The sequence below is a fragment of the Shewanella sp. SACH genome, from assembly GCF_001887095.2.
GTDB classification, from domain to species: Bacteria; Pseudomonadota; Gammaproteobacteria; order Enterobacterales; family Shewanellaceae; genus Shewanella; species Shewanella baltica.
In genome coordinates, this window is record NZ_MPDG02000001.1 from 427,076 (window position 1) to 446,098 (window position 19,023).

Consider the following 19,023-nt stretch of genomic DNA (forward strand, 5'->3'; position numbering starts at 1 on the left):
TCATCCTGAATCTGCTTGGGATGATGCCAATCCCCCAGTGCTAGAGGCGTTCAAGGTGATTATGCGCTAGTTCGTTTTCCCATAAAAAAGCCCTGAAGCTTCAGGGCGTTGATGTCATTATTTCGCGCTAGGTAGCGGGACGATTTCAAAGTTTTCATCAAATTTTACTAAGGTCGACGCTATCTTACCGAAGGCCGCTTTATCGCCCTCGAGTTTGGCCGTGCCGTTGGCAAGTAAGTCTTTGAGGGTCACTTTGCCGAGTAAAATCCCGGTAATGTAGCGCTTATCAATATAAAGATTGGTGTCGGCCTCCATTGGTTTATTAACCTTAATATTGCTTAAGTTACCGTTGCTTAGTTCGACGTAGAGTGTTTCTTTGGTATCGGGGTTAATCACATTAAGCCTGATCAGTCCAAGTTCAGCGGCCTTGATGCTATCGACTTTTACGGCGAGGAAGTCAAACAGAGTCGAGATCTCCATTTCACCTAAAATATCTGCCGATGCCGATTTGGGTGCGCCGGGTTGGATCCCTACGCGTAACTCTTGGGCGCCAGTGAGATAAATATTACGCCAGCCTGCGCCTTCGGCTTGATAGCCCAGTTGTTCATAGGTATCGGCAAGTAATTGTCTGGCCTTTTCGTTATCGGGGTCTGCCATGATCACTTTATTCAGTGCCGTCGCCACGAAACGGTATTCCCCTTGGGCATAGTCGGCTTTGGCGTGTTTAACCACAGCTTTAGCACCACCCATATACTCGACAAATTTCTTCGCTTCCTCCTTTGTCGGTAGCGGGTTTAAGTTGGCTGGATTCATATCGAAATAGCCTAAATACATGTTGTACACGGCTTTGGCATTATGGCTGTAGGTACCATGGTAACCATTGGTATACCAAGTATCGCGCACCGCCTTAGGGATAGTGGTTTGAATCGCATCGCCAATATCTTGAATACCCACGCCATTATTGGCTAAACGCAGGGTTTGATTATGCACTAGGCCATAGTTATCTCTTTGCATTCTGAGGTAAGCATTCACATCCGCATTGCCAAAGACGGGCGCCGAGTGGGCCTCAAAAAGTACCTGCGCATCATCGCCAAAGCGTGTCAGCAATGCATTGATATCCTTTGACCATTTGATGGCGTCACGGACTTTTGCACCGCGCAAGGTGTAAATGTTGTGCATGCCATGGTAGGTGAGTTCACCCGTCCACAGGGCTTTCATTGAGGGAATATAGGTGGCCATTTCCGAGGCGGCTTCTGTGCCTGAGGCATCCATAAACACCATGTCGATACCATCAATGGTGAGTGTTTCCCACTTATCTTTGCCGTTTAAGGTGACATCGGGTTTAACGTAGGTCACTTCGCCTTTGGATAACCCCTTGGCGAGTGCTGCATCGACAATACCTTGATCGTTTCGCTCTAACGTTGCGCCGTATTGATAGGCAGCGCGGCGGCTCATAGCATTACCGGCGAGAACGTTTTCGTCGACAATTTCTTTGGTAATGTTATTTGAACCATAGACTTTGACCTTAGGGTACATGTCTTTGATTGCACGGGAACCGCCAAAATGGTCCGCATGACTGTGGGAATAAATCATCGCCACCACAGGTAAGTCATTACCCTCAGGCAAGTTTTTTAGTGCAAACTCCAATGATAACTTTGCAGCTTCTTTGGTGAGCAGCACGTCATAAAGGATCCACCCTGTTTTACCGCGGATAAGGGTTAAGTTCGACAAGTCAGTGCCGCGAACTTGATAAATGCCATCTGTGACCTTGTATAAGCCGTTAGACACCATATTCAACTGGGCTTGGCGATAGAGTGAGGGATTGACTGTGTCTGGGGTTTTGTCGCCGATAAAGCTGAATTCGGTGCGTAAAATGGCGGCAGTTGGTTCATCGAGTTCGGCGATGAGATTCTTAGAAAACTCTTCAAAGGCTTTTTTATCGGTGTAATTTAGAGTGGCTGCTGTGGCCTTGTTGACCTCAGCGGTTTGCTGGGTCGCAGGCTTTCCCTGATAGTGCAGACTGATATGTTCATGCTCGTGTTCTGCCGCCGAAGCGCTGAGGGAGAACGTTGCGATAATACTCAATGTCATCAAAGATTTTTGCATAATTTTACCTACAGATAGGAGGGATAGTGTCGTTGATGGTTTGAGTATAGACAGCTTGTGTATTTAGATAACTCGCGTTAGCTTGGGTTGTAATATTCATATTGTGAATGAGTAGTTTCCCTTATGCCGACACAAAAGCCATTAGATTTAAACTTATTGCGGGTGTTTATGGTGGTTTACCGTACTCGTTCATTCACGCAAGCGGCTGAAGAGTTGGACTTAACTCAGTCTTCAGTCAGTAACGCGATCAGTCGATTCAGGGTATGGGTCGGGGAGTCACTGTTCAATCGGGTTGGGAGGGGAATTGAACCGACGGCAGTGGCGCGGGAAATGTACCGTAAGTTTGAGCAGCCAATGGCAGATATCGAAACTGTATTGCTGGGGTTTGAGCATTTTGATCCAAAGTGCAGTCAGCGACGCTTCTATGTGTATGCCAATGAGTCGGTTATCGAAGCGCTGCAAACCGGTGTGCAGGCTTTATTACAGGATGCGGATATTGAAGTGATTTTTCGGGAATCACCGCCACAGGAAGCTGATTTATATCGCGATATCTTGCTTGAGCGAGTCGCTGTGGCGATAGACATTAAACCCGCGCAGCAAAGTTTGCTCTCGAGCAAATTACTCTTCACCGAAACCTTAGTGTGTATCGTCAGTCGGCAGCATCCTCGGATTCAAGGCGCCATTACCCATGAGCAGTATTTTGAGGAGAAACACGTCTTTTTGAATATGCGGCGTTTTAATCTTACTGCGGGGGATTTGTTTACCGAAGGCGTCTTGCCTAGACGCAAGATGTATAGTGAGCAGTCATCTTTATTGAGTATGTTTGCTACCGTAGGCAAAAGTGAGGCGATAGGCATAGCGCCTTTGCGATACGCCAGTCAGTACGCCGAGTTGTTCGGCATCCAGATTTTACCTATGCCACTGAAAACAAGACCCATTGATTTGTATATGGTGTGGAGCAGTAAATACACCCAAAACCCGAGCCATCAATGGCTACGAAGCTTATTGCTCGATGCCAGTGCGAGCACGGTAAATGAAAAAGCTCTGAATCTTGCTAGCAACTAGGCTAGCGATTCAGAGCTTAGTTTCGGTTTTTAACCTTGGTTTTTTCTCAGTTCTAAACCTTAGTTCGTAATCTGATACTCGAACGAACGTTAATTACTGCCTTGCGAGTCTGTGGCTTTCGCCAGGTTGCTCGAAGTCACTGCGATACGGGTTGATATCTAAACCGCCGCGGCGCGTATAGCGGGCGTAAACGGTCAATTTAGTGCAATGACAGAAACGCTTCAAATCGACAAAAATTCGCTCGACACATTGCTCGTGGAACTCGTTATGTTGGCGGAAAGAAATCAAATAGCGCAGTAGTTTCTCGCGATCGATTTTAGGCCCTTGATAACGGATCATTACGCTGCCCCAGTCGGGTTGCGAAGTGATCAAACAGTTGGATTTCAGCAGGTTTGAATTAAGCGTTTCCGCTACCGTTTGCTTATCGTCCGTGCTGTTTTCCAAGTAATCAGGATTAAAACTATAATCGCTGACTTCAATATCGAGATCGTCAATACACGTGCCTGGTAACTCGATAATACGCTGAATGCCAAAGCTTTTTGGTTCGATGATTTTAACGCTAATATCACCTTGAGCACATTGGCTTAAGTCTGCGACTAAGGTCTTTTGCAGTGAATCTATGCTATCGAACTTGGTTTGATTAAAGCTATTGAGATACAGTTTGAACGATTTCGACTCAATCAGGTTCAGGCTTTCATAGCTTAAATGAAATTCAGCTATGGCCACCATAGGCTTACCTTTAGCATTTAACCAAGACAGCTCATAACCCGTCCAGATATCGGCACCATGAAACGGTAACGTCCCAGTGAGTGCAATAGCATTACGGTTTAGTGAGCGTGGAACCCCTTGTAGCAGCGACGCATCATACTCGGCTTGATAGTCTGTGGCTTTACCTAAAGTCAGGCCAACAAGCGCTTGCGCATCACTATAGGGATCGTGATTCTGTGTCATCAATACTGTTTCCATGTCAAAATAGGCGCACATTATACCTGAAATTGGATTGTGCTTAAGTGTCTTGTCTGCCCGCACTAGATAAATTTTTGCAAAACTACCATCAAGCTTACCTAACGAGTTTAGGTGAACTACCGCGTTATTACCCACAGGGTGAGCCTTCTGTGTGTATTCAAGGCGAATTTCATGCTGATCTTGATCAAGCCGTTTCTTGGCAGCCGGTTAAACGCGAAGTCGAAGGCAGTTTTGCCAATGTTGAGCATGCGCTTGAGTTGACTTTATGGCCAGAAATCAATCATTTTTACGGTCAGTATTTTTCTGCACCGTTACTATTCGACTCAGAATGGGGCACGGGTGAGTTACTGCAAGTGTGGAATGAGGATGATTTTACCTGCCTGCAGCAAAACCTGATTGGTCATCTGATGATGAAGAAAAAGCTCAAGCAGCCACCGACGTGGTTTATCGGTTTGTTAGATGAGGGCGATAAAATGCTCACCATCAACAACAGTGATGGCAGCGTGTGGATAGAGCTTCCAGGTGAGATCCCCACCCAGCAATTGTCGCCAAGTTTAGCGGAATTTATTGGGGCGTTATCGCCACGGATAGCACCGCCCGTTAAACATGAAGAACTGCCTATGCCCGCATTAGAACATCCGGGGATTTTTGCCAGCTTTAAACGTATGTGGCAAAACCTCTTTGGTAAACGTTAGTTGGCGTGAGCTTGACGCTATCTTGCTGCGAGTTCTAAGCCTTCAATCATGTTTAGCCAGAATGTGGACGCTAAACCACACTTAGTTTGAGCGTGAACGCTCAACCTAAGCGTGGTTTATCTTAGGTTGAGGTCTTTGGCGAGATAAGATGATGTTACTGATGATCCCATGACTGATTCGATACTATGCGGCAAGGCTCGCAGCGAAAGTGGAACATATCCAATAAAGGTTCATCGAGTTTCCAATCATGACTGCCACAACGTGGGCAAGGTCGCGCTTTTTCTGAGGCCAAATCTTGGCCGCCGACGCGGTATAAGTAGTAATAGGTCGGAATTTTAGTGAGATATTCGATACGGCCGCGCAAATCCCAACCTCTGCGAAATAAATCACTGTCTGGACTCGATAATTCCTCAAGTGCGGCAAATTCTGCTTTGGTGGCCGCCGCCATTTGTAACTCGTCACAGGCTTGCCATTCGCTCTGCCAACGGATAATGCGTTTGTGATCGCCATTAAAGGTTGCTGGGAGTCGATATAAAGGAATCGGCAATAGATTATCGCCGCTGCGCAGGGGCGAGCACATGTGTACAAAGCTGGTATACAGCAGTTGCCAGCTCGGTGTGTCGGTATTGCTGACCTCAGAATTAATGTCCTGACCGATAAACTTTTCCCGCGGCGCGAGTAGCTTAGCGTCGGTTAACTCTGCTAAGGCTTTTTTGACCCAAGGGCTGTGATATTTATGCGCTAAACTGCTTTTCTCTGGCATCAGTAAACGCACTCTAAACTCACCGTCATTAAAGGCGACCGCAAATTCTCGCCCTAAGATTTGGCCATTAGCTCGATAGGCTTCAAGGAGCTGATTAATGGCTTTTTCGGCGGCAGAAATCGTGGTGTCGGCGAAGCATTCGAAGCGCAGTTCAGTGACAAACATTAAGCGGTTTTTCCTTTTTTTTCTAATAAGTTGATGCGTTGTTTTAGTTCAAGCAGTTCGTTTTTTAATTGCATTATTTCTGTTTTTTGTTGCTCAGCATGACGCTCAAAATGTGTCTGTTGTATCTGCAGACGCTCGGCAAGCAGTGCAAGCGTCAAGGTATCGTTAGTTGCAGCGGCTTCGATTGTCGGGCTGAGGGCTTGCAACTCGGCTAAACGCTCGCGATCCGCCTTAGGCATAGATTTAAATTGCTGTAAGCCTTGGATCAATATCGGTAAAGGTAGGCTGCTACCTAAACGGGTTTTAATTAAGGCAAGGCTCGGTACTTTACCGCAGGCTTCGAGCGAACGTGCAGCCGCTAATACTTGGTCAAGTGGACTCATAATTAGCAAAATTCCTTAATTTGTTGAATGATTTAAACTAATCTCAAAAGGTCGCGTAAGTTTTTTTCATTTAAAAACAGTGCGTTGTCATTTGGCATCTATTTTGCTTATTGTCCAGCCTAAATCGCTTTTTCAAGCAAAAATAATAATTACACAGGATGTCACATGATTAACCATAAATTGAATAACAAACTTATCGCCATCACTTTTTTAGGGCTTGCAAGCTTAGGTCTTAGCGGCTGTGTGGTCAATGTCGGTGATGGCGAATCGGGTTGGGATAACAGCGAATCATGGGAGAAAGTGCAGGATAAAAACCGCACTAACTTAACCAAACTGAGTTTAGGGATGCCCAAAGACCAAGTGATGATCTTAATGGGCACCGCTGATTTTAGTGAAGCCTACATTCAACAAAGTGCTCAACAAGGTGAATCTAATAAAGAAGTCTTAGTGTTGTTTTATCGTACCCAGCGCAATAATGGCGATGGAAAAACCACTAAGGACGAATGCACACCTATCGTGCTGAGCAACAATGCCTTAGTGGGTTGGGGTGAAACGGCTTACAGTAAAATTTAACCCGCGAGTTTTATAGCTTACGTAGCTGAGTATCTAGTTGCTCAATGGGCTCAGTCCAGAGGGCATCAGCTTCTAGGCCTTCGATGATAAAGCTCTTTTGAGCTGGGGTCCAAAAGGGCGCTTGGCTTAGATGGATGTGATGGTCGATGTCATGGGTTGCAATAAATTGCGCTATGGCTTCATCGCTACTGTCTAAACCGAGTTGCTCGAATAAGTGGCTTAGGTCTACTGGAGTTGTATCCATCATTATTTCCTTTTCAGTATAGTGCCTTCGTTTAGAGTAAGCGCCTGATTGAAAAATGCAATCTATGATTAAAATTTGCACTTTTCCGTTTCCTTGGTAAATTAATTGTTACTCATAAAAAGTGTGAGCTAAGTCAAGGAATACTAATAATGGACAATGAAACCTTGGAAGACTGCCGTGCGGTCTATTTGACAGCGGAAGACTTACGCATTGCCGCCTCTATCCTCTATAACGCTTACCATGATGACCCTTTTTTTGTCGATTCACTTTTCACCTCAGATAAAGCTGCTTACGAGCAAAAACTGCGCGCCGCGATCCGCGAAGAACTCAATACGTTATGGCAACAAAAACAAGCACTCATAGGTTTGTTCGACCATGAAAGACTGGTTGGTTTAGCCTGTGTGGTAACGCAAGAAGTGCCTTTGGGAGAAGGGCGTTACTGGCATTGGCGCTTAAAGATGTTGTTAGGTACGGGCTGGCAATCGACCCAAGCGTTGATGAAAAAAGAGTCCAGTATTGTCGAACTCTTACCCAGTAAGCACTGCGGTATTTTGCAGTTTATCGCCCTTGCACCGAACGAGCAGCATAAAGGACTCGGACATAAGTTAGTGCAAGCGGTAGTGAGTTGGTGTGATGAGCAGCCGGATTTGGATGGCATTGGTGTGTTTATCGCTCAGGAGAGTCATCTGCAATTATTTACCCTGCATGACTTTGTCTCTTTAGGCGATCTCACTATCGGCAGTGTCCATGGCCAGTTGTTATTCTATTCGGTTCAACAAGATGACTCACTCTTATAAACGGTTCGCCGATTTCTATCCTTTCTATTTATCCCAACACCAGCACCCGATTTGCCGGCAATTACACTTTGTTGGCAGTAGCTTAGTCCTGCTGCTGATTGGCATTGCCTTGGTTTCACAAGCCTGGTGGCTATGTTGGTTTATTCCGGTCGTTGGCTACGGTTTTGCGTGGGTGGGACACTTCGTATTCGAGAAGAATCGACCCGCGACATTTCAGTATCCCTTTTACAGTTTGATGGCTGATTGGGTAATGTTTGCTCAGATGATCAGCGGCTTTTTTAAGCGTTAAAAAAGCCGTCCGAGTGAGATGCCCATGCCCGTGTGAGAGATCGCTTACAAACGCTGTAGGACATAATGTTTTCTTTTTGATTGTTTTTTGTTCCATTGCGTTTAATTTTGTATAGAATCATTAGCTTATATTTATTTACCTTCTGTTTGACCGTAATTTCTTTTGTAGTCCGTTCTTTGAGCCGAACAAAAAAGTCACGGTTAACGTAGAATTCACTCATGGCCAAAGCAAATGGATAGCAAGGAAAGCGAAACAGGCCAAAGGGACGCAAGAAGCAACGAATTAAGATTTCAAGGTTGAAATCGCTGACGGTAGGAAAACTGTCATTCGCCTAGGATAGGCTAAGGAAAAGCAGGATTGCTTTTCAAGGATGATTAGAGACAGTGAGTCGTATCGTCAGGATGATGAATTTCAGGAAGAATACAGGACACGCTTAAGGATTAAGCATGAACTCGAAACAGGATGTGTCGAGACAAGGATAAAGTATAAGGGTGAACAGCTTGTACTACTCTATGGAAGACAAATTTTTGCAGGATGCAATAGGAAAAAGTCATAGGAAGTGACAGGCTCTGTAAAATGGATTTACAGGTCAAAGGACTGAGTGTTATCTCACGCAAGTTTGATACACAGGGACGAAAAGGGATTACAGGGACGACGCAGGACGCAAGCAGACGCATGGATGGTGCAGGGAGCACAAATCGAGCAGGACGGCTTACAAAGGATAAATGGGGCGCACTTTAGTTGCGCCCTTTTCTTTGGTTCATTTTCAGTATTAATTTCGCTTTGCCAAGCTATAACGCTATTCACATTGACTTTTTAACTCTGCTTAAAGACTTCTCACCGCAAAGCATGTTTACCAGTCTTACTTCTCTTATTGCTTAATAATTTTTTCTGGTCATGCGCCGAATGCTTGTCGAACTTTGAACGATAGCGGTTTATGTATAAGTCCTCAGGGGAGACATCTACCGTTTTGCTTACTTTTGATTCGAATTGCCATCCTCCGTGTAAGAGATCTCTTACAAGTATGTAAGTAATTTGTAGGTTAAAAGGGTGGTTGTGTCTTGGGGTTGGTTATTATTTATATTTATATCAGTCAGTTAATCTATTTTTTATCAGTTAAACTCACTATTTTCGTTAACATTTTAAATAATCCGCAATGAGTACTTTCGTTGGTTGGCGTAGAATTCATCTTGTAGAAGGAATTATGGGCAACAGGATGTTGGCGATCAGGATGATCGAACAGTGACTAAGGAATGTGACTTAAGGAATGATAGGGATATAGGCCTTTCAGGATGAAAGAGAGCCAATACCAAGGAAGGGAGACTATCAAGGATTGATAGACTCATTGCACAGGATGGCAATGGCACATGGAGTGCAATTGAATGGATGCAATACCCGTTTCATGGATGATGATGGAACCGCTCAGGAAAGAGCAAGCTTGGGACTGGATGACCAAGAGATAGGGAAGTACATGAGTACAGGGACCTCAAGGATTGAGCAGGGATGAAGCAGGACGCAGATTGACGCATGGATGGTGCAGGGAGCACAAAAATAGCGGGATAGCTTAACAGAGAATAGGAGGGCGTGGCTTTAGGGCCGCGCCCTTTCTTTTTTATTTTTACAGCGAGTTATTTTGCAGCACCAAAGAATGACTGATTATTCTCTATTCTGGCGAACAGCTTATTTGGGCATCATAGTCGATAAAACTTAATGACACTTGCCTGAGCTACAGCCGCTTTGCGTACCACAACCGCCAAATTTCCCCTGTGCTGTCGGCGCTTCTTGCCATTCGGGCTCTGGGAAGATAGGCCATTCTATTTTTTGAATTTTCTTACCTTGCATCCAAATATGGCCACTGTACTGGTTAATGCCGTCAGTGCTGAATTCAAATAAATATTTCGCTTTCCAACAAATCCCCGTGGTGCCGCCAATACTTGGGCGGGCGGTTTCCATTGCTATGGCTAACAGTTGCACTTTTTGTCGCCAACATTCTTTTTCGGCAAAAATGCGGCTCAACTCTGCCATTTGGCGTAACTGCCAAAAAAATGCGGCAATCACGACGAGGCCAATAATTAACAGTAAATCTGACATCATTTGCTTGCTGCCTTAAACAAACCACCTATGGCTTGTGATAGTTGAACGCTTCGATTGGGGTTTCTTAATTCGCCTAGTAGTTGATTGCGCAAACTAGGGATAGCCACAATATCAGCAAAGACCTGATTAAAAAAGGCTTGGGGCTGCAGTGCCAGGGCTTCTAAGTAAAGACTGCGACTTGAATCTTGTTTTAATACCGACCAGTTACGCCCGGCAATGCTGATGAGGGCATTGGTATCTAAAGAGGCTTGGCCGTGAAGATGTTCGAACGCTTGCTGGCTGTGTTTGGCGCTAGAAGCCAGAGCCCGTAGGAAATAAGCTTGGTGTTCTGGGGCTGCATCTTGAAGTTTCGCGAGAATTTTATCGGCGAGCGTGTCGCTAATCAGTAAGTGCTCAAGACACTGACATAGGGCGATTTGCACTTCGATGGCGGCAGTATCAAAACTCAATACTAAGTGCTGCTCATGATCAAATTCATTTGCGCGCGCACATACATCGGCTATGCCTTGCATCCCAATATGTTGCCATTGTGCTGGGGCTACTTGGCCTGACAAATACTGCACGGCAAATTCGTATTGCGATGATGCGCGTTGGCCGAGTTGTTTACGAACGAGTGCGTTGAATACGGCGAGTTTTTCCTGGCTTGGCTTGAAGTTAAACGGATTATTCGCGAGTCGTTCTTGCTGCTCATCACTGAGTGGCTGAGTGGGATCTTGCCCTAATGCCGCTAATATCATTTCGATAAATTGTGAGCGCGGTGCAGGCGACAGTAATCCTTGCTCATCTAAGGCCAGTTTTAGAAACCAAATAAAGTGTTGCTGACTCGCATCCCAAAAGACGATAGCAAACTGCGCATGTCCTTGAATAGGGTAAGGATAAGGGGTAGCGAGAGATTCTATTTGGTGAAACGCGAGCATATCAATATGTTGCACCCTACGGCCAAGATCATACACTTGGAACTGGGTTTTGGCTGTGGTTAAAAACTGGCTTAAAGTTGTAATTTCAGTCATTTGGCTGCCATATCAATCAAAGAGGCTCAATAAATTGGCGCCATTATAGGGGGAAGTGCGTCTGGATGGTATGATTGCGGCACTTTAATCGACCTATTCGGCCTGTGGATTGTGGCAAGTTCCTCAATCACAATGGCTAACATGAGAATGGATCTGAAAGCTATGTTATACAGTCAAACCCAAGCTAAATTGGCTCAGATTGCCCAAGCGCTAAAAGCAGCCGAGTTGTGGTCTGAGCAGGCGCCTTCTACCGAGGCAATGGCAAGCACAGCGCCTTTTGCCTGTGATCTTATGCCCCTTGAGCAGTGGTTGCAGTTTATTTTACTGCCTAGAATGCAGACTTTAATCGAAACGGGTGCGCCATTGCCGACGCAAATTGCGATAGCCCCTATGGCTGAACATGTTTGGCAGGATATGCCCCCGCGCCAAGCCCTGATTGGCGTATTGAATGAATTGGATATGTTGTTAAATGAATCAAGATGATATCTGGCTTGAAACGCCTGAAAATGCACTGAATGCATCCCAAGAGGATGACTCAGAAGAGCAGGCGCCTGAGATTGAAATTCTTTATGAAGATGAGCACTTAGTGGCAATTCATAAACCTGCAGGCTTATTGGTCCACCGCAGTTATTTAGCGCGTCGGGAGCGATTTTTTGCCATGCAGCTGACCCGCGACTTAGTCGGCTGTCATGTGTTCCCTGTACATCGTCTCGACAGGCCGACATCTGGCGTGCTCTTGTTTGCCAAGAGTAGTGAAGTGGCCAATGCACTGTGTGAGCAATTTGCCTCCCATACGATTGAAAAACAATATTTGGCTTTAGTGCGCGGTAATATGCATGAGAGCGGTATTTTAGACTATGCGCTTAAGGTTGAGTTAGATGAATTAGGCGATAAGAATGCCGATCCTAACAAAGCCGCGCAAGAGGCTGTGACGGCTTATGAGCCATTACTTAATACTGAGATTCCGTATCCGTCAGGCCGATATCCCACGAGCCGATTTGCACTGGTACGCTTGAGCCCTAAAACGGGGCGTAAGCATCAGCTCAGAAGACATATGGCGCATTTACGTCACCCTATTGTCGGTGATACCACCCATGGCGACGGTAAGCAAAATGCGTTTTTCCGCGAGCATTTTGGCATTAATCGCCTGTGGCTTATCGCGAAAAAGCTCAGCTTCACCCATCCTGTCACTCAAGTTCGGCTCAGCATAGAAACCGAGCTCGAGCCTGAGTGGGAAACCGTGTTTGCCGAGCTAGGTTGGGACGAGGCGATCTTAAGTCAACAGGCTGAGTTGTTAATCGCCACGGATGAAATACCAGCTGGAAATGCGTAACTCATGACCTTAACTCAGACAATCTCAACTGAGACAATCTGGACATAATTGGCAGTCAGCCAAGTGAGTGGCATCAAAAGTCATTCGCTTGGCTTGGTTATTGACACTAAGCAATCGAATCAAAACTATCGAACCCATAACGGTCGAATCAACACTGTTCAATTAAAACGGTTCAATTAAAACTGTCCAACCAAAATGAGTCTGGCGGTAATTAGTCGAGGCGTTGCGGTGTTTGTGCGGTTTGTGGACGCAATTCTTGCATCATGACGGCTAAGGTTGAGAATCCAGAGGTAGGCGCGAGTGGCGATGTGAGATTTTGCTGGGCGGAGTGGAAATAATTTTTACGTCGAATATGGGTTGTTTTGTGGTGTTGCTTGAGGTGTTTTTGGCGGGTGGACTGTCGCATCAGATATTTCCTCATGCTCAATGACTTGATTTATAAAAATTTTGCGCCTTAGCTTGCCCATCCGCTGAACAATAAAGTAAGGTCAGCCTAATAAGGTTTGCAACGCAATGTGGAGTGTATCATGAAAAAGGTGAATCTGGTGTTTGGCACTGTCTATGGTAGTGCACAATTTGCCGCCGAAACCCTAGAGAAAGAAATGCAAGTTTTAGGTTATGATGTAACATTGTGGCAACCAAATGACGTCGCCAGCTTTATTCCTCCGCAGGATGAATTGTTAGTGGTGGTGACTTCTACGACGGGCCAAGGGGACTTACCCGAAGATATTCAGCCTTGGTATCATAATCTTAAAAATCTTGCGCCCTATTTACCCGCGCTTAACTACAGTGTGATCGCACTGGGTGATTCAAGTTATGAAACCTTCTGCGGCGCCGGTAGGGCTGTAGATGTGCTCTTGAGTGAACTTGGCGCTAAACCACTTGTAGAATTATTAGAAATCGATGCCTGTGAAACCATGGAACCTGAGGTTGAAGCGATAAAATGGCTAGAACGCTGGAATCAAGTCGTCAAAACCGAGCTCGTCGCTTAGGCAGTTTCGTTACTCAGCAGTGGTTTAAATTTGCCCAGCGCTTAAGCCAAGCGCTGCTTATTCCTATTGCCATTTTACCTGCCGCAGGGGTCATGCTTGGCCTCACCGTTAGTCCTATTCCTTTTATGCCCGAAGAGCTGACAGTGTTGATGTTGGCGGTGGGCAAACTCATTTTCGCCATCATGCCGATGTTATTTGCCGTGGCGGTCGCTATTGGCTTTTGCCGCGATCAAGGCATTGCCGCCTTTACGGCGGTGTTTGGTTATGGGGTGATGACGGCGACATTAGCCGCACTGGCCGATTTATATCGACTCCCAACCCAGCCTTTATTGGGGATGGATACCTTAGATACGGGGATTGCGGGTGGCATGATGCTCGGCGGTATTACTTGTCTTGCGGTGCGCTGGAGTCAATATATACGTTTGCCTGCGATTTTCTCCTTCTTTGAGGGACGCCGCAGTGCATCTTTGCTGATCATTCCCTTAGCGATGGGCTTAGGTTATGTACTCGCCCATGTGTGGCCACCCTTAGCGCTATTGATTGAGCGAGTATCTGACTGGGCGGTTTATCAAAAACCAGCCATTGCCTTTGGCGTGTATGGCGCATTAGAGCGGTTACTTATTCCCCTTGGGTTGCACCATATTTGGAATGCGCCTTTTTACTTAGAAGTGGGTCAATATCAGTTATTAGGGCATGAAGTTGTCCGTGGTGAGGTGGCGCGTTATTTAGCGGGCGATCCGCAGGCGGGAAACCTTGCCGGTGGTTATCTGATTAAAATGTGGGGATTACCTGCGGCGGCACTGGCAATGTGGCGCTGCGCCGATCCTTCTGAGCGTAATCGCGTGGCGGGCATTATGCTCTCGGCGGGGGCGGCTAGTTGGTTAACAGGGGTGACTGAACCTATCGAATTTGCCTTTATGTTTGTGGCGCCAATCCTATTTATCATTCACGCCTTACTCACTGGGCTCGCTTACTTTGTCTGTATCATGCTCGATATTCACCACAGCATAGTGTTCTCCCAAGGGCTGGTGGACTTTACGCTGTTATTTCCATTGTCCCGTAATGCCAGCTGGTTTGTTTTCCTCGGACCTTTGACCGCCATCATATATTACCTGTTGTTTAGGTTGAGTATTTTAGCCTTTAATTTGAAAACGCCCGGCAGGCTTGAGCATAATGACAGTGACAGTAAAGGACCAAAAGAAAGTTTACGGGCGATTATTGCGGCGCTTGGTGGGCGTGACAATATCGTTGAACTCAATGCCTGTTTAACTCGGTTACGCTTGAGCGTACATAAGCCTGAGTTAGTCAATAAGGTGCGTTTGAGTCAGTTGGGTGCTAAGGGCGTGATCGTTATGGGCAAAGGTGTGCAGGTGGTTTATGGCACTAAGGCCGAAACCCTGCGTAAAGTATTGCAGCGTTACTTAGATACTCGCCGCTAGGATTGTGTTTTTACAAAATTAACTGCTTAATTTTTACATTTTATTGATTCAAGCCTCTGAAATGTCATTTTTATTTTCGCATTATAGGTTTTTCATGCTATTCAGCACGATTTGCTATGGCAAACTCGATGTAGGGACAATATAGGAGATCCAACTTTGCAACAAATGACTGAAACTCGCGGTAATACTTCGCCATCCATAGAACGTAAAATTTTACTGACGGATTGCGCCGATGCCCAAGGCCTCATCGCCAAAATCACCAGTGTTTGTTTTACCCATAAACTGAACATCATTAAAAACAGTGAGTTTGTGGATAATGCCCAAGGGCGTTTCTTTATGCGAACTGAGTTAGAGGGCATTTTTAACAGCGAACAGTTATTGCAGGATCTGCGCGACGTGCTGCCTGCTAAGAATCACATGACCTTGGTCAGCGCCAGCAAGAAACGCATTGTGGTATTAGTGACGAAAGAAGCGCACTGCTTAGGCGATCTGTTGATGAAAGCCTATTACGGTGGTTTAAGTGTCGAGATTGCCGCTGTGGTGGGCAACCATGATGCGCTGCGCGAACTGGCCGAAAAGTTTAACATTCCCTTTCATCTGGTGAGTCACGAAGGCTTAGACCGAATTCAGCACGAGCAAGCACTGTTAGCTGCGGTATCTCAATACGAACCCGATTATTTAGTCTTGGCTAAGTACATGCGGGTATTAACGCCTGATTTTGTGGCGCAATATCCTAATCGCATCATCAACATTCACCATTCTTTCTTACCTGCTTTTATTGGCGCAGCACCCTATCGTCAGGCTTGGGAGCGCGGGGTGAAAATTATCGGTGCGACGGCGCATTTTGTGAATAATTGCCTCGATGAAGGGCCGATCATCAAGCAGGACGTGATTCCTGTTGATCACAGTTATAGCGCCTTAGAAATGGCACGCGCTGGGCGCGATGTTGAAAAGAGTGTGCTGAGCAAAGCGCTGCAGTTAGTGCTTAACGAGCAAGTGGTCGTGTACGGCAATAAAACGATCGTCTTCTAAAGCGTAGGCAGTCGCGCTAAGGTAATGACAAGCGTAGCGATAACATGACATTCAGCTAAGCCTATTTTAATCCGCGTATGTCATGGGATCAGCTATCATTATGTTTATTGGAGATTTTATAGTGCTCACATTCGGGTGAATATCACACTAAAGCGTGTCGCCCATGCTCTAATCAAAGACTGGAGTGCTGGATGTCAACTAGTCAAAGCCTTATCGTTGGAATGAAAGACTTGCCCGATAGTTTGAATTTGTCTTGGGCACAGCTTGATGAGCAATTTCGCGTGCTACGGATGAGCCAAGCCTTTTATAGCCGTTGCAAACGCTCGGCGGCGCAAATCATTAATCAACCCATTAGCCAACTGTTTAGTGCCTTTAATGCCGAGTTGTGCGCCGATATCGTGAGGCGACGTGGGCAAGAGATAGGTTTTCAATTACAAGACTATAGAGGTATACGTGTGCATCTTGCGCTGCATTCTTTGCCTGAAATGGGATGGTATTTGATTCTATCCGACATCAATTTTGAAGATCCGCAGATGAAGGAGCTGCATTCGGATTATCGCCGAGCGATTCAAGCCAGCGATGCTTGGCTGCAACACATTGAAGATGTGATTAAATCCTCCCAAGAAGAAGTGTTTAAAGTTGCCGTCTCCAAGGCGATGTCGCTCACGGGCAGTCGATATGGCTTTATTCTGCTGCATAACGAAAAGTTAAAAACACTCACGCTCGCGGCACGTTCAGACTATCCTCCCGCCGAGGCGAATCAAGCCGATTTCATCGAAGATAATACCCAAGTGTCTGAACTTGAAAGCCGCGTATGGCTCGAATGCGTGCGAGATTATAAGCCGATCATCCAAAATCAAACCGACTCCCAAAGGCGCTTAGGGGATTTGCCCTTAGATAAACTGTTACTTGCAGGGCGTTATTTGGCGGTGCCGATTTTGTTTCGCAGCCGCTTGGTCGGCATAGTGTGCGTGGTCGACCGTAACGAGCCCTATAGTCGCAATGATGCAAGATCATTACTCACCTTCGCCAGCATCCTATGGCACACCATCGAACTGCCGCGCACATTACGGGCTGTCTCTCGTCAGTCTAAAATCATTAAATCGCAAAAAGAGCAGTTATCTCAGTCGTTAACCCAGCTTATTAGTGCCATTTCTGAGGCATTGGAACTAAAAGATGCCTATACCGCTGGGCATCAAAAGTCGGTAGCGCAATTAAGTTATTTGATTGGTGAGAAATTAGGCTTAGATCCACTGCGTCTCGAAGGACTGAAAATTGGTGCCTTAGTCCATGATATCGGCAAGTTGGCCATTCCATCGCAGATCTTGACCAAACCTTCGAAGCTTTCGAAAGAAGAATACGCATTAATACAGACCCATCCACTCCATGGCGCTGAAATTATTGAGGATGTGGAGTTTCCTTGGCCCATCAAAGAGATGATTTTACAGCATCATGAGCGGCTCGATGGCTCAGGTTATCCCGCGGGGTTAAAGGATAAAGCCATTCTCTATGAGGCGAAAATTATTGCCGTAGCCGATGTTGCCGATTCGATATTATCCCACAGGCCCTATCGTCCATCTTTGGGGCTGGAGAAAATGACCGAAGTGCTGCGTGCGGGCAAAGGGACACTGTTTGATCCTGAGATAGTCGAAACCTGTTTAGAGATTTTGATTAATCGTGAGTTGAGTATTAGTGACCATATCGGCGCTGCGCCACTTGAACCTCTAGTTACGATTTCCCTCGACCATGAGTTAGTCGACGTTAAGCGTTTACTTACCGCCGCCCACGCTAAGGTGGCCGTGGTATTGGATGAACAACATAAGATACTCGGCGTGATCACTAGTCGTTTGCTGGAACATTGGTTTAGCCCATTACTTGGCACAGCGGCTGAGCGTGAACAGGATAGGGCATCACTGCATAAAAAAGCCCATCAGATCATGCAGCATTCGGTGCCTATTATCAGTGAGGTGGCCACATCGGAAGATGCCTTATTGCAGTTGAATCTTTTGGACTCAGAATATCTTGTGGTGGTGAACAAAGCGCAGCAACCATTGGGGATTATCGGCTGGCGGGCTATTGCCATGACGAGAAATGCATTTCGTGAAGTTGAGCGCTTGATTTAAGTGCCTTATTAAACACTTTATTTGTAAGCCTGATAATGACAGCGCAACTGTAGGCTAAATTTTACCGACAATAAAAAAGATGCCCTCGGGCATCTTTTATGGAACTCATGTTATCGAACGAATACTGTTAATCAACAATACGCAGTAATTCGTTGATACCCACTTTACCGCGGGTTTTTGCATCTACTTTCTTAACGATAATGGCGGCATAGAGGCTGTACTTGCCACAGGCAGAGGGCAGGTTGCCAGAAACGACAACGGAACCTGCTGGTACACGACCGTAATGCACTTCACCAGTTTCGCGATCATAAATTCGAGTGCTTTGGCCGATATACACGCCCATAGAAATCACTGAGCCTTCTTCAACCACAACGCCTTCAACAATCTCAGAACGTGCACCGATAAAGCAGTTATCTTCGATGATGGTTGGGCCCGCTTGTAATGGCTCAAGTACGCCACCAATACCTACACCGCCAGATAAATGCACATTTTTACCGATTTGTGCACATGAGCCAACGGTCGCCCAAGTATCAACCATTGTGCCTTCATCAACATAAGCACCTAAGTTCACATAGGATGGCATCAACACGGTATTTTTACCGATGAATGAGCCTTTACGCACAGTAGCCGAAGGCACCACGCGAATGGCTTCCGCTTTGAAGCGAGCTTCATCATATTCGGCAAATTTTAACGGCACTTTGTCGAAGTATTTGGTTTCGGCGCCATCGATAACCACGTTATCGAAAATACGGAAGGACAGTAATACCGCCTTTTTCAGCCACTGGTGTACATGCCATTGTCCGTCGATTTTCTCGGCGACACGGACTTCACCTTTGTCGAGCATATTGATGACATTTTGCACATCGTCACGCACGCTGGCGTCAACTGTGCTTGGCGTGATGTCGGCGCGAGCTTCAAAAGCCGCCTCAATACGTTGGCGTAAAGCCTCCATTT

20 protein-coding genes are annotated in these 19,023 nt (G+C 46.1%); 11 read left to right on the top strand and 9 right to left on the bottom strand.

The genetic code is table 11. The features are described from left to right. Positions 1–117: 117 nt before the first annotated feature. Positions 118–2,106 carry an alkyl sulfatase dimerization domain-containing protein gene (locus tag BM607_RS01665; RefSeq protein ID WP_071939090.1) on the bottom strand — a complete coding sequence of 663 codons (1,989 nt, stop codon included), beginning with the start codon at positions 2,104–2,106 and terminating at the stop codon, positions 118–120. Positions 2,107–2,229: 123 nt separating this feature from the next. Here BM607_RS01665 and BM607_RS01670 point away from each other — a divergent pair, with 123 nt between their 5' ends. After that, a complete protein-coding gene (locus BM607_RS01670) occupies positions 2,230–3,171 on the top strand; it encodes a LysR family transcriptional regulator (protein ID WP_071939089.1) in 942 nt (313 codons plus the stop codon). A gap of 93 nt (positions 3,172–3,264) precedes the next feature. Here BM607_RS01670 and queF read toward each other — a convergent pair whose 3' ends face one another. Further along, the gene (gene queF, locus BM607_RS01675; protein ID WP_006080957.1) at positions 3,265–4,122 is read right to left on the bottom strand and encodes an NADPH-dependent 7-cyano-7-deazaguanine reductase QueF; all 858 of its coding nucleotides are present in this window, start codon (positions 4,120–4,122) and stop codon (positions 3,265–3,267) included. Between the two features lie 59 nt (positions 4,123–4,181). Between queF and syd the strand changes: the two genes are divergently transcribed. Then, positions 4,182–4,832, top strand: a complete 651-nt coding sequence (syd, locus tag BM607_RS01680; protein ID WP_006080958.1) for a SecY-interacting protein — start codon at positions 4,182–4,184, stop codon at positions 4,830–4,832. A 154-nt stretch (positions 4,833–4,986) separates the two neighbouring features. Here the strand turns inward: syd and BM607_RS01685 are convergent, their stop codons facing one another. Then, positions 4,987–5,760, bottom strand: a complete 774-nt coding sequence (locus BM607_RS01685) for a Zn-ribbon-containing protein (protein WP_071939088.1) — start codon at positions 5,758–5,760, stop codon at positions 4,987–4,989. Continuing rightward, positions 5,760–6,143, bottom strand: coding sequence for a hypothetical protein (locus BM607_RS01690; protein WP_071939087.1), 384 nt, complete (start codon positions 6,141–6,143; stop codon positions 5,760–5,762). The genes BM607_RS01685 and BM607_RS01690 overlap by 1 nt, the downstream gene beginning before the upstream one ends. 165 nt (positions 6,144–6,308) lie before the next feature. On the opposite strand from BM607_RS01690, the gene BM607_RS01695 reads away from it, so the two are divergent. Beyond that, entirely contained in the window at positions 6,309–6,716 is a 408-nt protein-coding gene (locus BM607_RS01695; RefSeq protein WP_071939086.1) for a DUF3192 domain-containing protein, read from the top strand. Between the two features lie 10 nt (positions 6,717–6,726). Here the strand turns inward: BM607_RS01695 and BM607_RS01700 are convergent, their stop codons facing one another. Then, positions 6,727–6,960, bottom strand: coding sequence for a DUF2789 domain-containing protein (locus BM607_RS01700; RefSeq protein WP_012588139.1), 234 nt, complete (start codon positions 6,958–6,960; stop codon positions 6,727–6,729). A 149-nt stretch (positions 6,961–7,109) separates the two neighbouring features. Between BM607_RS01700 and BM607_RS01705 the strand changes: the two genes are divergently transcribed. Beyond that, entirely contained in the window at positions 7,110–7,757 is a 648-nt protein-coding gene (locus tag BM607_RS01705) for a GNAT family N-acetyltransferase (RefSeq protein ID WP_071939085.1), read from the top strand. Then, positions 7,741–8,046, top strand: coding sequence for a DUF962 domain-containing protein (locus BM607_RS01710; protein WP_071939084.1), 306 nt, complete (start codon positions 7,741–7,743; stop codon positions 8,044–8,046). The genes BM607_RS01705 and BM607_RS01710 overlap by 17 nt, the downstream gene beginning before the upstream one ends. Before the next feature lie 1,707 nt (positions 8,047–9,753). On the opposite strand, the gene BM607_RS01725 is transcribed toward BM607_RS01710, so the two are convergent. Both BM607_RS01725 and BM607_RS01730 read right to left on the bottom strand, forming a co-directional pair. Continuing rightward, positions 9,754–10,140, bottom strand: a complete 387-nt coding sequence (locus BM607_RS01725) for a DUF3301 domain-containing protein (RefSeq protein WP_006080967.1) — start codon at positions 10,138–10,140, stop codon at positions 9,754–9,756. Beyond that, entirely contained in the window at positions 10,137–11,150 is a 1,014-nt protein-coding gene (locus BM607_RS01730; protein WP_071939082.1) for a DUF3549 family protein, read from the bottom strand. The genes BM607_RS01725 and BM607_RS01730 overlap by 4 nt, the downstream gene beginning before the upstream one ends. Before the next feature lie 162 nt (positions 11,151–11,312). On the opposite strand from BM607_RS01730, the gene BM607_RS01735 reads away from it, so the two are divergent. Both BM607_RS01735 and truC read left to right on the top strand, forming a co-directional pair. Next, the gene (locus tag BM607_RS01735) at positions 11,313–11,633 is read left to right on the top strand and encodes a YqcC family protein (RefSeq protein WP_006085239.1); all 321 of its coding nucleotides are present in this window, start codon (positions 11,313–11,315) and stop codon (positions 11,631–11,633) included. Next, complete coding sequence (truC, locus tag BM607_RS01740) at positions 11,620–12,483, top strand: tRNA pseudouridine(65) synthase TruC (protein ID WP_071939081.1); 864 nt, start codon at positions 11,620–11,622, stop codon at positions 12,481–12,483. The genes BM607_RS01735 and truC overlap by 14 nt, the downstream gene beginning before the upstream one ends. Before the next feature lie 211 nt (positions 12,484–12,694). Here the strand turns inward: truC and BM607_RS01745 are convergent, their stop codons facing one another. Next, entirely contained in the window at positions 12,695–12,889 is a 195-nt protein-coding gene (locus BM607_RS01745) for a hypothetical protein (protein ID WP_006080971.1), read from the bottom strand. A 121-nt stretch (positions 12,890–13,010) separates the two neighbouring features. Between BM607_RS01745 and BM607_RS01750 the strand changes: the two genes are divergently transcribed. The 4 genes from BM607_RS01750 (at position 13,011) to BM607_RS01765 (ending at position 18,069) form a co-directional block, all read left to right on the top strand. Then, entirely contained in the window at positions 13,011–13,475 is a 465-nt protein-coding gene (locus tag BM607_RS01750) for a flavodoxin (RefSeq protein ID WP_011846344.1), read from the top strand. Further along, positions 13,427–14,914 carry a PTS transporter subunit EIIC gene (locus BM607_RS01755; protein WP_071939080.1) on the top strand — a complete coding sequence of 496 codons (1,488 nt, stop codon included), beginning with the start codon at positions 13,427–13,429 and terminating at the stop codon, positions 14,912–14,914. Before BM607_RS01750 ends, BM607_RS01755 begins: the two co-directional genes overlap by 49 nt. Before the next feature lie 165 nt (positions 14,915–15,079). Next, positions 15,080–15,946 (top strand): formyltetrahydrofolate deformylase, encoded by an 867-nt coding sequence (gene purU / locus BM607_RS01760; RefSeq protein WP_083548593.1) that lies wholly within the window; start codon positions 15,080–15,082, stop codon positions 15,944–15,946. A 191-nt stretch (positions 15,947–16,137) separates the two neighbouring features. Next, the gene (locus BM607_RS01765; protein WP_071939079.1) at positions 16,138–18,069 is read left to right on the top strand and encodes an HD domain-containing phosphohydrolase; all 1,932 of its coding nucleotides are present in this window, start codon (positions 16,138–16,140) and stop codon (positions 18,067–18,069) included. A gap of 127 nt (positions 18,070–18,196) precedes the next feature. Here BM607_RS01765 and dapD read toward each other — a convergent pair whose 3' ends face one another. After that, the gene (dapD, locus tag BM607_RS01770) at positions 18,197–19,021 is read right to left on the bottom strand and encodes a 2,3,4,5-tetrahydropyridine-2,6-dicarboxylate N-succinyltransferase (RefSeq protein WP_006080976.1); all 825 of its coding nucleotides are present in this window, start codon (positions 19,019–19,021) and stop codon (positions 18,197–18,199) included. Between the last annotated feature and the right edge of the window lie 2 nt (positions 19,022–19,023).